Source organism: Shewanella pneumatophori (assembly GCF_023283895.1).
Taxonomy (GTDB): Bacteria; Pseudomonadota; Gammaproteobacteria; order Enterobacterales; family Shewanellaceae; genus Shewanella; species Shewanella pneumatophori.
The window spans coordinates 1-14,788 of record NZ_JAKILB010000006.1 but is presented as its reverse complement, the minus strand read 5'-3'; the positions used below and the strand labels follow the sequence as shown (position 1 = coordinate 14,788).

Below are 14,788 nucleotides of genomic sequence, written 5' to 3'. Positions count from 1 at the left end.
TTAGTTCAGCTTGTAGCTGAAGGTCAACATCAGTTGATGGGCGTTGTAATTGTGGTTCAGGTCACCCAAGGTGATTAAACCTGGAATGCTACCGTCGGCAACATTGGCGCTGTCAGTATCAAAATAACGTTCAAACTGGTAAGCCAGCTTGACTGCCATCTGCTCTGAAATCAGGTATTGGCCGTATAGACTCACGCTATGGTTATATGAGTAGTACGAGCCATAATCATTGATGTTTGCGCTGTTGCTGTTGTATCCGTTTACACCGGTATTACTTGCAGAATTTGCAAATAGGTAATCCATACCAAGTGTTAGCTTGTCTTGCATTAATCCAGAATAAGTTGCACCTAAACCTAGGTTGATGAACTCATCTTTGATTTCGGTGTGCCAAACAGAAAGTTGGTCGCCGTTTTGATCAGAATTAATCCACTGTTGACCCGCAAAAGCGTATACAGACATTGGCTTAGAGATCTGTGCATGCACATTCACGTCATAGCCATAATCTTCGGCTTGAGTTAAGCCAATCGATGTGTCGTCATAGTCGTCATTGGCGTAGTAAGTGCTAACATCAAAGCTCAACCACTCAAGTGGTGTGTAGCTTGCTCTAGCGTTAACTTCAGTACGCTTGCGATCGGCAAGGTTGTACTTACGCATTAGTGACTCAGTTTCGTCGCTAGTTAGCTCATTTGCTTGGTAGTCACTACCACCGCGCTCACCATAGCTGACACCAAAATCAAGAGTTAGCTTGTCAATAGCGCGAATATTTAGCTTGCTCCAAAACTCGTTATCACGGGTTTCTTCACGCTCGCCATAGCTACGCTCAACTTGCTTGTAGTCGTAACCCGCTTGTAAACGGTAACCACTAGCAATGCGGTAACTTGCGTTTGTCTTGAATGTTTGACGCTCAATATCCATTGGCGTGTTTTGCTTAAATGCACCAGACATTGAATCAAACTCATATTGAGCAAAATCAAACACAGACGAACGGTTGTCACGCTTGCTGTAGTCATAGCTTGCGCCTAGGCGTAAGCGACTGCTTACTCGCGTGCTTGCTGCTAGATTTGAGCTTAAGGTATCAACCTGACCGTCCCAGTTTTGGATTGGGTTGCCACTCATTTGGATAAGGTCTTGGTCTTGGATCATACGACCTGTTACCACACGACCGCTAAATACACTTGACGCTAAACGGTACTGGCCAGATAGCGACACTTGGTGCGCTTGGTTGTCTGGGGTTGCGCTATAAACGTCATAGGCATATGGCAGACTTAAATCGCTCATGTTGTTGTCGTAGCGTGAGCCGTTATAGCTAAGCTCTGACAACCAATTAGCGCCGTCAACTACAATACCCGCACTGAACTTGTCAGTGGTTTCATCAACTGCTTCAGCAAAGTTTGTTGGGCGTGGGCTAGTTAGACTTGCACTGCGGTGACCGGTTTTTTCTTCACGGTCATAACGAGCAAAGCTACTTAAGCCTAATCCCATTACTTCTGAGAAGTCATATTCAAAACCAATGCCGCTACGCTGTCTTTGTAACTCAAGATCAAGCACGCGAGTTTGATCACTCGGCGTCAGCATGCCATTGTTTTGCCAAAGATTAGTCGCTGCATTGCTGTATTGGTTAGTGGTAATTGTTTGATAATCAACATCTAACTTGTAGTGGCCGCTTTTACCCGCTTCCATGCTTACAAAACCGTTGTCCATGCCCAGCTGATGAGCTTGAACTTTGGCTTTATAACCACTTTGCTGGTAAGCAAGATCGGCATTAACACCAGCTATAGCGCCGTCATCACCGGTACCAAACTGATTGATAGCATGGTTGTCATCTGTATCTACATAGCCAACGCTTGCACCTACTGTGCCGCGGTAACCTTGAGGCTCAACACAACGCTTACACTCATAACGCTCAGTTTTGATATTGGCGGTATTAGCGTTTTGGATACCAAAGTTGGCAGCCATCGCACTACTACACGTGCCAAGCAAGGCTAGAGTGATCAGGTTTAAAGAAAAAGGTTTAATTGAACGCATATATAGTCACTCCAAGACTTAACGGGCGAAGTTGCTGCCAGCAGGATGGTTAGAACCATGGATCTTGCTGTGACAATTTAGGCAACTCTTACCAGCACTAAATGCATCTAGACCCGCTTGATTAGTCATACGACTTGCATGGCCATCATCAGCGTGACATTGCTGACACAACTGCGGAGCACGAGACTTAAGTAAGCTGTCATTTACGCTACCGTGTGGTGTGTGGCAGCTAGAACAATCTTCCATTACTGGTGCATGTTCCCACAGGAATGGACCACGCTTGTCAGCATGACACTCGGCACAAGTTTCATTTAGGCTTGGCTTGATAAGTGCGCTTTCGGTCATAGAACCGTGAGGATTATGACAATCGATACACGTCATCTGATCCCATTTCATTGGGTGTGATGAGCGCTTATTCATGTCTGCTTTCGCGCGAGTGTGGCAAGAAGTACAAGTGTCGTTAACCATTAGGCGGTCAAGCGCTGGATCTTTTGCTGCATGAATGTCGTGACAGTCACTACAAGCTACTTCTTCAAGATTATGAGTGCTGTTATGCCATGCCATCTGCTTAGGGTCATTATGACAACCTTGGCAAACACTGTTTTGGCTAGCAGCAGAAAGCTTGCTGTCTGGGCTAAAGCTAATCATTGGCTCTTTACCGCCACGATTATGCTTACCTAATGGGCCATGACATGCTTCACATTGAATGCCTGCCATTGGTGATTTGCTGTTGCTCATATCACCATGGACACCATCAAAGATCGCCATGACTTTGTCACTCTTTTTGTGACACATCAGGCAAGAGTCAGCTCCTTTTGGAGAGTACTTACCTTCGCTAAATTTCTCTGTTAATTTTTGTTCGAGTTGCGTTGAGTCAAGCTTATCCCATGGAGTTGCTTGCGCAGGCAAAACACTGATGAGCATAGTGAGTAAACTGCTAGCCATTAATTTGGCCATAAAATTCACTGACTTTACGGTTTTTATTGTGGACATTAACTACAGGCCGGTTGTATATCGAAGGTAGTATTTTATTCTTCGGATATATCTGAATTCAATAATCCGCATATCTGCCAATAACTTGAGGCATACCGCTAACTTTATTGAAATACGTTGACTGGCTCACAATATAAAAAGGTATTTAAGAAACAGCTTTTGACAACAAAAACCAATCGAAATGATTAAAATCATGTACATACACACTAGATGAGAATGATTAGCATATTCATGAGTTGCTAATATAATAATTAATTGTTAACGAATTGATTTAAGTTGATAGAATTTTTGAAGCTGGATCACGAAGAATTTTTGCAAGGTTCAGCTAGTTAGAAGGAATACCTCTAAATAAGTAAAAAAATTGTATAATTAATCGACTTATTCAGTTATATCGCTATCGCGAGTTATAACTTTTTCTTCTGAAGTGAATAAAAAAACAACGAGCAGACAAACTATTCACCTGTCTACTCGCTGTTTCTATTTATTTAATATGGAAGGCTATGGTCGCTTTTAATACATTAGCGATTGCTTGGTTAACTGTAGTTGCTGTAAACGCTTTTGGGTTAAATCCACTTGGCAACCAACAAAGAGTGGCAAACTCATCGAGCCTTCAGCTGCACTTAGTTGCTGAGCTTTGCACTCACTTTTACTAAAAGTACGCCACGCCTGCTGTGCTTGGGCAATAGCCGCTGCAGCCTCGCGGCTTTTATCAGCCTTTGTGTTATATTCTGCATGCGAAAATCGTTCAATTTCTGCTAATTGCTCGCTCATTTGCCACTCAAGACTTGCTAACTCACGTTGAGCACATTTCACCATACCTTGGGTGCTATAAGCTTGCTTAGACTCACAGTCGATCCCTGCTGCGGGATCAACACCATTTATTACTGTGCTAACCGTCGTCGGAATATACCAAGCACCACCCGGCGCAATTTCACGGCACGCTCCAGTGGTATAGGAGTCGGCTAAAACAAACTCACTGCCATTCCAAATATAGCGCCTTGCAGAAAGGCAATCGCCAACTCCCCGGCCCCGCATAAACTCATCAATCACGCCATTCGCATAACTCACCGCACTATCGGTCACTAACACAGGCTCAATCTCAGCGTCATCATCAACCAGCCATACAGCTTGACCATAGTTATATGCTGCAGACCAACACATGGTTGATACAACAAGCTTATTTGATGTCAGTCTGGCGATCTCAAGCTCTAATGGTTGGTCTTCTGTTGGGACGTTATCACAAGCATTATTAAGCGCTGTTCTTATTCTCTGGTTAAAGTCAGCATTGGTTACCAATGCAAGATCTGCTGCCGTTGTGTCAGGTATTGGTTGCGCTGGTATCGAAATAACTGGGGCTTGCTTAGGCTTAACAATGCCTTTGCTAGCTTGACCTTTTTTAACTATCGCAAAAGGTGTTTCCACCAGCCCTTGAAAGTCGTCCATTTTTAATAAAACCGCGGTAGAGCCTTTAGTTGATAAATACCACTCATCACCTGCGCTGCTACCAAATTTTATCGACACGCGACCTTTCATAGTAAGCGCCTTAAGTAATTCACTTACCTGATTATCAGTCAACTCACGTTCGCCACTAAAGCTCATGCCCTTTTCTTGGTAAGCTGGCAGCTCAGGCGCTAACACACTTTGGTAAGTATCATTAATACTTAGGGTAATTGTGTCATTGTGCTGAGTTTGCTTAGCCTCCATACCAAATGACAGTGCGCCAAATTTAACCTTACCTTTGACTTTGGCATTCTCACCTGCTGCGCGGGTGAAGATCACTGAAACTGGCCTATATTCCCCTGCAGCATTTTTCTGCTCAGGGTTGTGATAGCCAACGGCGCGGCAAGTATGAGTGTTATCACACGCTGCCTCCCAATCGCCATGAAAAAAGCTTTGCACTTCACCTTCAAATGCTTGAACTGGTAACACCAAGGCGGACATAGATAGCAAGGCCACACTAACAGCGACTGTATAGCTATTAGCGATCCGCTTTAAATGGTTATTCATCATAATCTCCCACATTTGGCACAGTGAACTCGGCATCATTCCATGGGTATGGTAATAGCTGTAAAAATCGAGCTAACTCAGGTGTATCCGCGTGGGTTTCGCGGATCACCGCCATAGTGCGATGCACATGAAACGGGTGAATAGGAAGCTGGTTATCGAGCGCATTAAAATACTCGGCTAACACATCTAAATACTCAAGCTTAAAGGCCAATGACAGCACAGCTTCGGCAAACACGGGAATGCCCTTTAGACCTTTAAGATGGCCGCCTACACCCCAGCCAGCAAATTGCTTCACAATGTTCGCTAGCACAGAAGCGCATTTGTCATCATAAGCAGCCGATGCAAAGAAGTTATACTCGCTTTGCGAAATGCAACCTGCTACCTGCTGCTCAATAAACGCAAAATAAAGTACGTTGTTCTGGGGCTGCGCTTGATAATGCTGCCGCAGTTGCGGCATAAGTGCCTCAAGTTGTTGCAGCGCCGCTAACCGCGCAGTGTTGCAACTTAGATCTCGGCACACTATGTCAACTTGGCCAGTAGCGCTTGGCAGAAAATAATCATCACAGTCAACAATGAGCTTAATATCAGCGCGCTCACAGACCAAAGGCGTGTTAGTTACGCCATCAAAAGTGAACTCGTTGCGGTTAACACTAGGCACTGTGCATTGCCATAGGCTGGCATCTTCTTCCTCACCAACACCTACAAATAGGCGCTCATTGATTTGACCTTGGATCGTCTGTAAGTCATGGTCAAAACTCAAACCTCGCTGCTCACCCGCTTGGTTTAATTGAACCAATTGATATAAAGGCGAGATATTATCGCCTTGCAGTGATAATTGCTGTACTACACCATCTTGCCAAGCTAACCAAATACTATTGCCATCTTTGGCGATCACCGCACTGGTGAGACACTCAATAAAGGTTTGTAAACCCTCATGATATTCTGAGTCTAGATCTCCTTGTGCTATTGCAGTTAATGCCTCAATCAAGTCTTCAGCCTCATAATCACTGCAAATTTGCGACACATGAAGTGAGCGAACCGTGCGGCTCCAACTGACTTGCTTTTGATTTAAGTCGATAAGCTGCAGTGAGTAATCAAATCGCTGCTGATGATGGCTGTCATCAGCTAAACCTGTATCTACTCTTGCTTCTGAATTAGATTCTGAACTTGATAAGCCCACGGTTTCGGCATTAGCTAATAGCACAAAACCACGCGCTTTATCTTGAAAAAAGGTGTTACGTACAGAGATGTCATCAGGCGCAGGCTTGCCCGTAAGTGAGATTTGTTGCACATTAGCTGTGACCGGATTGAAACACACCAACTGATGCGAGCCGCGCTCGGAACGTTGATAAAAAACCAACTCATTGTGAGCAGTGCAGACCATGCTATTACGTTCAAAATCAAACGGTACATCATATTCGCTAACCCACTTGTTAAAATGGTCGCCTAACCGTATTTGCATAAGGTTCGATACTGCGCCTACAGCTTGAGTTAAATCCACCACAAAAAGTTGTTTATGACTAAAGCGCCCTGATTGCTTGGCTGCCACCAGCCAAATCTGGCCTTGATAAAAGCAGATATCCTCAGTGGGATAAACAGCCAATGAAAAACAAGCCGACAAGTTATATTTGCCCCGCTTACTCAATTGACCAATAAAAAATTGACCGACATTATCAACCGCCACAAAGTATGCAGAGCCCTCAGCGTGTATAGAGTCTTCAGCCAGCCACTCAGTCATCACCACATCACCTGTGCTACCGATTAACTCAAACTGACTGTGTAATACAACCCCTTGCTCAGTATCCTCAACCACCTGCAGTTGATTAGTGCCACCGTGATATAATTGGTGCTGCTGAAAACGATACTTTGCAGCAACCTCTTGCAGCGCCTTGCCAACAGTTAATCCTTGATTCGTCATGGCTATACTTTCAATGTCAGTAGTTTCATTGTCACTAGCTTCAATGTCAGTCATTTCAAGGTCTGTCGTTTGCTGCGCTGCGGTCTGCTCGGCTTTTTCGGCCTCATCAGCACTAGTAAAATGCTTGAAAAGAGACTTAAGATTACTGCTTAATGTCATAGGGACTCACTTAAGATTTAGCAAATAAGGGCAAGGTTAACGTGTTCAGATTAGTTAACAGCGTTAATCTATAGCAACTTCAAGCTTTTAACGTCTAGCTGTTTTATTTGCAACGAATTATCCATACAATCCCCCGAATATCAATCAACAAAGTTCAATATTATTCTGAGGTTATATCAATAGTCGGCGTTATCTATTGTCGTCACACCTCTTGTAATATTAACAAGCATGCACCTTGGCTTAATGCCGTAGTAAGGACACACTTATGAGCACAACGCTAATAACTGCAGCTCGCTTAGAGCATATGCAGCAAGCCTCCCCCCAAGTGAGTTTTCAATGTTAATGCCGCTGCGCACATTGGCGCTTACAATAGCCGTAAGCTTACTACCGGGCTGTTCGCTGCTATCAAACAACAATCCGCAAATACAAACCTTAATGACCGACTTAGGTAGTTGTCAGTTTGATGAGAGTGAACGCAAAGCCATGTATCAAGCGGCACAGGCAGGCAACCGTATCCCCTTCCCTTTACTGCTCTGTGAGGGTAAACGTAGTGACTCGTTTAACAAGCGTTGGTTAGCAAGCCGCAGAAGTGTTGATTACAACATACTCGGTAGCTATTTTGAGGCGGCAGACACAAAATCGAGTGCAAGTCATGCGGTCTACGGTGCTGCACTGATTGAAATCACTATGCCTGACTGGGGCGCTGTATGCAGCAACCAAGGCTATGACGAAACAACCTGTGACCACATGGTTTATGGCATCAATGCACCGCACATAGATAAAGTTTCAAAAAACAAAGCCCTGCAGCTTGAGCTTTATCAAATGAAATTAGCGCAAGTCAAAACCATCCCAGTGATTAAAGACACTATTTTAATGCCGCTCAAGCACAATGCAGCCGGCAAGTTAGTCGCTAATTGGGTAGAAGATGCAGGCGCACATCGATCCACGAAAGCCCTTGCCGACAAAATGGGTGAAGTGGTTAGCAATAGCGGTAAGCCATTACCTATCAGCAGCTATAACCTTAAATATGATCTACTGCAACAAACGGATTTACCGGCGCAATATCGCGGCGTGTTCTATTACGCTACGCCGCAATATATTGACTACAGCAATCGACCGCTGCCGCAATACGCTATCCCGCTACGTAAAGGCGTGCAAGTTAGAGGTTATAAAACCTCGATTTATCGCGCCCTTGCTAATTAATAAAATCACCAGAACAAACTAATCGACCTTATGAATAAACCATTAATTATTTTTACCGCATTACTATTGGCTACTCTCTGTAGCACCAATAGCTACGCACTCGGCAGCTTAAAAAAAGACACGCTTGAACAAGCGTTATATGAGCAACAAAAAGGTCAACAACAAGATTGTGGATTGAATCAATTAAACAGCGTGATCGATTTTGATTCCGCACTCCTCAGCAGAAAGCACGGTAATAGCTCGGCAACATACTATCCAGTGTGCTGGGTGTTGCCACATAATAAAGAGCAAGCGTTACTCTCTTATTTCCAACCCTACAAAGAAATCGAGCATAACTACACAAGCTATCTATGGCGAGTAATCCTCGTTAACCGCTATAGTAATAAAGTTGAAGCACGCTATACCGGGATCATTCATGAAAGTAGCAACATTAAGGTGCATTCTGACACGAATAGTATCGTCCACCGCGAATACGCTTTAAACGACAATACCCCTGCATTGGGTTTAATACTCGACCTCGTCAACTACGACAACTCACCACAAAGCCAGCAACATGGCGACTATCAAGTCTTTAAAACCAACCGCTTTATGACCTTGTTTGTACAACAAGGTGATAAGTTACGCCCAGTGCTGAAACACCTACCACTGGATTACGAAATTGAAGGCACAGATCTCGCCGGAAGTAACGGTGGCGTATACCTGCACTATGGTGTTGAAGGTGAAGTTGAGGTATTACCAACAACTAGCCATGGCTACCATGATTTAAAGTTAATAACCCAAGGTCAGCAATACCGTACCGATGGCGAATACGATCAAGTAGAGCCAATCAATTTTAGCAGCGAGCTTAAATATGATGGCAAGCGTTACCCGGTTATCACCGAGCAATTACCCTCCCCAGAGTTTTGGCAAATAAACCAAACTGGCGTCAATTTTTTAAGTGAAAGCGACGATGAGAGCGCGTCGAAAATAGTGCCAAACAGCAATCAACCGGAGAGCCAAGATGCTAACTAACAAGCCTAAAACCAGCCCATTTTGCTGCAGATTAACCGCGCTATTTAACAGCAGCCTTTTGACTTGCGCGCTTTTGACTTGCACGTTAGCCTTCTCGCCAACAAGCCATGCCAAGCAGGAGTGCAGCATAGATGCCCTTGAAGCAATGGAAAATGACAGTGGTGATGTTCGAGGGTTCAGCGCAGCTGTATGTAAGCAACTGCCACACCAAGAACAGTTCACCATGGGTGCATACTTGCAATGGACAGGCGGAAGCTATGCAGGTGAAAGGCGTTACACCCTGCGTACCGTCATTATGGACACTCAGACTCATGAGGTTATCGCTCGTCATACTGGTAGTTTATATGAGCGACCTGGATTAACCATTGTTGCTGACACGCCAGATAACAAAGATCCAAATTCGCCAGCGCCCCTTTGGATTGATACAGCTAACTACAAGCTCAACAGTGATACCCGCGCACTCGGGGTACGAGTACAAGCGCAACAACACCCTGAGGGCGCAAATGAGTATAAATCTGATTATTTGAATTTATTTGTTCATCAAGGGCGCTTTTTAATCCCCGTGTTAGAAAGACTGCCCCTGTACTATTGGAAAATCTGGAAAAACGAGCCAAGTGGCTACCATGTTGCCAGAACACCTGAGGTCATTAAAAGTGAAACTAACGATAAAGCGGGTTTGACAAAGCGCTATATCGTGGAGAGCGGCAAAGGTGCACTGCATATTGAGCCCAAACAATACAAAGGCTTTGCCGACCTAAAATTGCTCACTAAAACTAAGCTGTCAGGTGCTTTGCCCAAACGCACAGATAGTAGCCAAAGCCGTACAACCGTTACTCGTTTGCGGTTTAATGGTGAACGTTATTACATTCTAGAGTCTGGACTTAGTGATAAAAGAGATTGGCAACACAGCGAGCGATGGTGGAAACCTTAAATCAGCATATTTTAATCACTCAGCATAATTATTAAGTAAAAACGCCTACAGATAGGCGTTTTACTCTGTTCGCACAACAGCGCGACTAGAAGGAATAAAATGAACCACAATAAACGGGTGAAAGCCAATATTGAGCAAATAAAAGCAAATGTTGAGGCCGCCACCACCGAGGCACAACTGATTGAAATTGTTGAATCCGTTAAGCATCATCCCGGCCCACTTGATTACAATGACAAGCTACCTAGTATACTAATGTGGTTACTGCTTGCATTTAGCAGCTATGGTATTTTGGTTAATTATGTCTACCCGCAATTTACCAGCAGTCTTGTTCATTTAGTGTTTGATGTTATTGAGAGCTCTGTCTATTGGCTACCGACAATCTCCGCTCCCTTATTAGTCACTTATCTCGAACGCCAAGGTAAACGCATACCACTGTTTCGCTCCATAAGCCGCCCTTGGCTTAGAATGTCAGCCATTGCCGCCTGTCCCTTGCTTGTAGCAAATATTTTTCCTCAATGGCATTTGGCTTATTGGTTCGTATTTGAAAAGCTCATTCAACTCATTAGCCTAAATGGGCAAATTAAAATCCCGATTAACCTAGCGCTATTAGCTGGTGTTATTGTTCCTATTCTGTGGGTCTGGTTACGTATGCGCAAACATTGGCGCGAGCCTTTGTCTGATCGTATCTACCATTTAGACATACTACACGACAACAATTTAACTCAGGTCAATATAATCCCAGAAGCTAAATCAAAAGCACTAGAAGCTCAGTTCAAAGAGTTTCACCGAGGCAATCACCGCCGAACTATCGATGCCTTTTACGAAGGACAATATCAAGGTAAAGCACACAGTTTTCAGTTTAATCTGTACCACTTTCATTACGTGATAAAACGCAGACAAACTGATACCGACGCCAATGGTAAAACCACAAGGACTACAGTGTACGACCATTATCATCGCTACGGACTATTATTTGATTTCCCTTATGTGAAAAGCGTTGCGCTTGATGCTGACGGTATACCCGCCATAAAAGGCAACAAATATACCGATGCATCCAACGCCTTTAACCAAAGTTATAAAGTGGTTTGCCAACATAAAATGCAAGCCGCTAAATTGCTAAAACCTGCAACGGTAGAGAAGTTTCTTGAGTTAGAAGGGGCATATCGCCGTTTAGTATTTGAGGTGAACGCCAACGGCCAGTGCTGCCTAGCCATTGACGATGATGATTTACTCACTCTTAGGCGCCAATACGGATTAGCGAGCCCTACAGAGTTTGCCGAAGAGCTAGCTGGTCGCAGTGAATTGAAAAAGTTAAATCATTTACTCGAAGCTTTAGAGCAACTCATGCGGCTCAGCGACAACAATTTTCGATGATGTATCGCTAAAGTTCATCTCTCAGTCCTGTGCGGCACTGAGAGATGGAACTTTTATTAACGCATGCTAGCCGCTAAATGAAATGTTGTTCCAAAGGTACAGCACAAATTCCAAAGTGCACGCTGCTCGGCTTGATCTTCAATATCGAGCTTGTCACTATCACTAAATCGACGAACAAACTCAAAAAGCACCCAAGCTTCATCTTCGGTTAGCTTAAGCTCAACTTGCTTGCTCATTTACTTTCCTTAGTAATAGGCTGTTTATAAAAGATTGGCCGAGAATATGCAGCTTTTAAAACTTGTAGCCCAGTGAAATCATGCCGGTAGGCTCGGTAGCCGTTTTTCCCACATTCCCGAAAGAACCGCCGTCATCCTCCCTTCTAACACCGCCACTGACACCAAATTGCCAACCACCATCAGTAAAACCTTCTGGATAATACTCATATGTCAGCACTGCAAAGCCATCTTCACTGGTAAGGACTTCACTTCCTACACTAAGTCCAACCAAATGTTTTTGCTCACTAAATGCATATTGATATCCTAAAGCCCCACCAACTAGACCTAAAGAAGCTAAGAAAACATGGTTCTGGTTTTGATAATTGTATCGAACACCTAACACTCCACCATATTGATATCCTACACCTAGTGAAAAGCTGGTATCCGCTGTGGTTTCAATTGAATTTGAATTACTTGAAGTGATTGCGACAACATTACTATTCGCTTGCGATTCAGAGTAAGCACATGTAGAAAAAACTAGCCCTACAAATAGTAAATTTATATTAAACTTCATTATTATTCCCTGTTTATATTATGAGTGCTTCATGCACATCGCGCAGAATTATTACAACTGCACCTAAAAACGTAAACAAGAAATACAATTTAAGTATTCACAATTCGTATAACTCAGAACAATTTACTCACTATATTCTATAGGCGTTTATCAGCGATTAATTACAGCTATAGATTTAGGAAGTAATGGTAACTGCCGGACTCTTTAACATAACCTAAAGACTCATAAAGTCTTTGCGCATTTACATTGTTTACCCCAGTTTCTAACGCTAAGCCCTTAACTCCAGTTTTAATGCCAAGCTCCTTGGCAGCATGCATCAGCTGTGTCGCCACACCTTGGCGACGGGCATTAGCGCTAACAAACAGATCATTGAGTACCCAAATTCTCGCAGCCGACACAGATGAAAAGCTAGGATAAAGCTGAGTAAAGCCTAAAGCGTTGCCGCTGTTATCAACTGCAAGCAAAATCACCGACTCGTTATTTGCTAGGCGCTCTGCAATAAACTCCTCAGCCAATGCTAAGTTACTCGCTTGACCATAAAAAACTCGGTATGCGTCAAACAAGGGGGCTACCAAGGCTACATCGGCTAGGGCGGCTTTAATAATATCCATATTTATATATCCGTTTTATCAAGGGTAAGCTATAAACTGCTAACTCAAAGCATCAAAGAAAATTAACTTAGACATCCAGAATTATTTGCTTCACCGCTAAGTTGAACTAAACAATGCACTTGCTCCTTTCCACCTCATCTAAACCACCTAATGCTTGCATCACAAGCTACGCTATCACGAGCAGAACATGCTTGACGAGGAAACTATCGGTAACTAAAGGGAATTTCATACAGCAGAAAAGCCAAACATCTGTTTGGTAATGGAAAAGTGAGGGAGAGTGTAAGTAGATTAGCTACAATCTAGCCAGCGGTGACAATTGGCAGCACCTTGTCGTCGTTTACGTTCAAGATGTTCACAATAAGCTGTTAACTCTTGCGTGTTGCCCACAGGGCCTTTGAAGATTGTTGTGAATTCTGCAGTCATTTTTAGCCAGTTTTCTGTAGGAATATTCAAGCGATGCAGCAATTGTTCTGAATAGAGGCTGATAGCCCCTCTTTTATCATGCCGTTGAATACGGCCTGTATCATCTATCAGTTGAAGGTAATCTTTCGCATTAAACATCAATCCTTTGGGCATGTTTTGCTGCTCATTTCCCACAAAAGGCAGTAACGAGTCGGGTTGCTTCCCCTTCATTGCTGCTTTGATACGTAATTGAATACTCGTAAAATCTGAGGTTTCTGGTGAATCCGCCATCTTTGCTCGAATAGGGTTCAAATCAACATAGGCCATACAGGCCAAAACTGCAGCCTCATCTAGCAATGCTTGAGACTTAAACCTGCCCTCCCAAAAACGACCTTTGCACTTATCCTCCGCATTAGCCTTTCGGGCTATGGGTTCGTTCAGTGCACGCATGAACCAGGAGATGTCCATCAACCTTATACGATACTCTTTTACCCGTTGATTGACGATGGCTTGCTGATAGGATTCAAGTGGCTGACCTTTAACAAAACTATGATTCAAGCTGTCGCCTTTAAACAACTTTTGCCACTGGGCAACAACCTCGATATCTGACCAAGACTTCGCTAATTCTTCATCTATCCGCAACACAAGATGCAAATGATTGCTCATTACCGCAAAAGCACAGATATCAATGGCGAAGACCTTTGCAAGCTGCAACAGCCGTTGTTCAACCCAGTCACGCCTATGCTCATAGGATTGCCCTGTTTGCTTATCAACACCACATAAAAAAGCCTTTCGAACACAGCGAGAGATGCAATGATAAAACGGCGTATCCTCTAAGCTCACTAATGCCTTTCTTGGAGTTGGCATAACACACTCCTCTATTCAGCCTTAACTAAAGCCTAGTAGAGGAGTCGAGCAGGCACAATTTTGGGTGTCGTGGTTATTACACAATATCATTAAACTCTTCGTACAGTTGGTAGAAAATATTTCGGCCTTTGGCTGTTAATTCGTTATCAGCATTTTCTAGAATGTCAGGTAGCTTTGACCTAAAAGACGCTTTTCCTTTAGTGATGACAATGCCGTACTCTGCAAGCATCCCTCTAACTTGATTAATCAGTGCTGTAGATTGTTTGTTTAGTCTTTCTCTCATTCGGTGCAGTATCTGAATATCTTGTTGTTCTATAGGTTTTGGTTCTACAAAGCGCATATTGGGGCGTTGTGCAGCCTCAGCTATCGCAAGTGCATCGTTATAGTTATTGTGGCTTAATAAACCTGTACACCGATATGAGGTAAACTCTCCTTAATATGGAACGGTGTAAAAGTAATGAAGACTCAACCAACTTACTCAACAGAATTTAAGATTGA

The 14,788-nt window shown here is 43.6% G+C and carries 12 protein-coding genes and 1 pseudogene; 4 read left to right on the top strand and 9 right to left on the bottom strand.

Annotated elements, in window-relative coordinates:
- From L2740_RS10655 to L2740_RS10640, 4 genes are all read right to left on the bottom strand, one after another.
- Positions 1 to 2,025: an MtrB/PioB family decaheme-associated outer membrane protein gene (locus L2740_RS10655; protein ID WP_248950163.1), complete on the bottom strand. Its 2,025-nt coding sequence runs from the start codon at positions 2,023 to 2,025 to the stop codon at positions 1 to 3.
- Between the two features lie 18 nt (positions 2,026 to 2,043).
- Positions 2,044 to 2,982 carry a DmsE family decaheme c-type cytochrome gene (locus tag L2740_RS10650; protein WP_248950161.1) on the bottom strand — a complete coding sequence of 313 codons (939 nt, stop codon included), beginning with the start codon at positions 2,980 to 2,982 and terminating at the stop codon, positions 2,044 to 2,046.
- 546 nt (positions 2,983 to 3,528) lie between these two features.
- Entirely contained in the window at positions 3,529 to 5,025 is a 1,497-nt protein-coding gene (locus L2740_RS10645; RefSeq protein WP_248950160.1) for a DUF1176 domain-containing protein, read from the bottom strand.
- Positions 5,018 to 7,102, bottom strand: a complete 2,085-nt coding sequence (locus L2740_RS10640) for a hypothetical protein (protein WP_248950159.1) — start codon at positions 7,100 to 7,102, stop codon at positions 5,018 to 5,020. Before L2740_RS10640 ends, L2740_RS10645 begins: the two co-directional genes overlap by 8 nt.
- Positions 7,103 to 7,438: 336 nt before the next feature.
- On the opposite strand from L2740_RS10640, the gene L2740_RS10635 reads away from it, so the two are divergent.
- The 4 genes from L2740_RS10635 to L2740_RS10620 all read left to right on the top strand — a co-directional run bounded on the left by L2740_RS10635 (position 7,439) and on the right by L2740_RS10620 (position 11,621).
- The gene (locus L2740_RS10635; RefSeq protein ID WP_248950158.1) at positions 7,439 to 8,305 is read left to right on the top strand and encodes a hypothetical protein; all 867 of its coding nucleotides are present in this window, start codon (positions 7,439 to 7,441) and stop codon (positions 8,303 to 8,305) included.
- 30 nt (positions 8,306 to 8,335) lie between these two features.
- Positions 8,336 to 9,316 carry a hypothetical protein gene (locus L2740_RS10630; protein WP_248950156.1) on the top strand — a complete coding sequence of 327 codons (981 nt, stop codon included), beginning with the start codon at positions 8,336 to 8,338 and terminating at the stop codon, positions 9,314 to 9,316.
- Positions 9,306 to 10,247: a PA3715 family protein gene (locus tag L2740_RS10625; protein WP_248950154.1), complete on the top strand. Its 942-nt coding sequence runs from the start codon at positions 9,306 to 9,308 to the stop codon at positions 10,245 to 10,247. Before L2740_RS10630 ends, L2740_RS10625 begins: the two co-directional genes overlap by 11 nt.
- 99 nt (positions 10,248 to 10,346) lie before the next feature.
- On the top strand, positions 10,347 to 11,621 hold the full coding sequence (locus tag L2740_RS10620) for a hypothetical protein (protein ID WP_248950153.1): 1,275 nt from the start codon (positions 10,347 to 10,349) through the stop codon (positions 11,619 to 11,621).
- Positions 11,622 to 11,677: 56 nt separating this feature from the next.
- Here the strand turns inward: L2740_RS10620 and L2740_RS10615 are convergent, their stop codons facing one another.
- The 5 genes and pseudogenes from L2740_RS10615 to L2740_RS10595 all read right to left on the bottom strand — a co-directional run.
- Complete coding sequence (locus tag L2740_RS10615; protein ID WP_248950152.1) at positions 11,678 to 11,857, bottom strand: hypothetical protein; 180 nt, start codon at positions 11,855 to 11,857, stop codon at positions 11,678 to 11,680.
- A 55-nt stretch (positions 11,858 to 11,912) separates the two neighbouring features.
- Complete coding sequence (locus L2740_RS10610; protein ID WP_248950151.1) at positions 11,913 to 12,410, bottom strand: hypothetical protein; 498 nt, start codon at positions 12,408 to 12,410, stop codon at positions 11,913 to 11,915.
- 167 nt (positions 12,411 to 12,577) lie between these two features.
- A complete protein-coding gene (locus L2740_RS10605) occupies positions 12,578 to 13,021 on the bottom strand; it encodes a GNAT family N-acetyltransferase (protein WP_248950149.1) in 444 nt (147 codons plus the stop codon).
- A gap of 288 nt (positions 13,022 to 13,309) precedes the next feature.
- On the bottom strand, positions 13,310 to 14,290 hold the full coding sequence (locus tag L2740_RS10600) for a transposase (protein ID WP_248950148.1): 981 nt from the start codon (positions 14,288 to 14,290) through the stop codon (positions 13,310 to 13,312).
- Positions 14,291 to 14,372: 82 nt separating this feature from the next.
- A pseudogene (locus tag L2740_RS10595) lies at positions 14,373 to 14,681 on the bottom strand (IS110 family transposase); the annotation flags it as partial.
- Positions 14,682 to 14,788 lie beyond the last annotated feature (107 nt).

What these genes read in the sequence shown, in the direction of transcription:
- L2740_RS10605 (WP_248950149.1), bottom strand. Translation starts at nt 13,021, where the DNA reads ATGGATATTATTAAAGCCGCCCTAGCCGATGTAGCCTTGGTAGCCCCC.
- L2740_RS10635 (WP_248950158.1), top strand. Translation starts at nt 7,439, where the DNA reads ATGTTAATGCCGCTGCGCACATTGGCGCTTACAATAGCCGTAAGCTTA.
- L2740_RS10625 (WP_248950154.1), top strand. Translation starts at nt 9,306, where the DNA reads ATGCTAACTAACAAGCCTAAAACCAGCCCATTTTGCTGCAGATTAACC.
- L2740_RS10615 (WP_248950152.1), bottom strand. Translation starts at nt 11,857, where the DNA reads ATGAGCAAGCAAGTTGAGCTTAAGCTAACCGAAGATGAAGCTTGGGTG.
- L2740_RS10645 (WP_248950160.1), bottom strand. Translation starts at nt 5,025, where the DNA reads ATGAATAACCATTTAAAGCGGATCGCTAATAGCTATACAGTCGCTGTT.
- L2740_RS10640 (WP_248950159.1), bottom strand. Translation starts at nt 7,102, where the DNA reads ATGACATTAAGCAGTAATCTTAAGTCTCTTTTCAAGCATTTTACTAGT.
- L2740_RS10630 (WP_248950156.1), top strand. Translation starts at nt 8,336, where the DNA reads ATGAATAAACCATTAATTATTTTTACCGCATTACTATTGGCTACTCTC.
- L2740_RS10610 (WP_248950151.1), bottom strand. Translation starts at nt 12,410, where the DNA reads ATGAAGTTTAATATAAATTTACTATTTGTAGGGCTAGTTTTTTCTACA.
- L2740_RS10655 (WP_248950163.1), bottom strand. Translation starts at nt 2,025, where the DNA reads ATGCGTTCAATTAAACCTTTTTCTTTAAACCTGATCACTCTAGCCTTG.
- L2740_RS10600 (WP_248950148.1), bottom strand. Translation starts at nt 14,290, where the DNA reads ATGCCAACTCCAAGAAAGGCATTAGTGAGCTTAGAGGATACGCCGTTT.
- L2740_RS10650 (WP_248950161.1), bottom strand. Translation starts at nt 2,982, where the DNA reads ATGGCCAAATTAATGGCTAGCAGTTTACTCACTATGCTCATCAGTGTT.
- L2740_RS10620 (WP_248950153.1), top strand. Translation starts at nt 10,347, where the DNA reads ATGAACCACAATAAACGGGTGAAAGCCAATATTGAGCAAATAAAAGCA.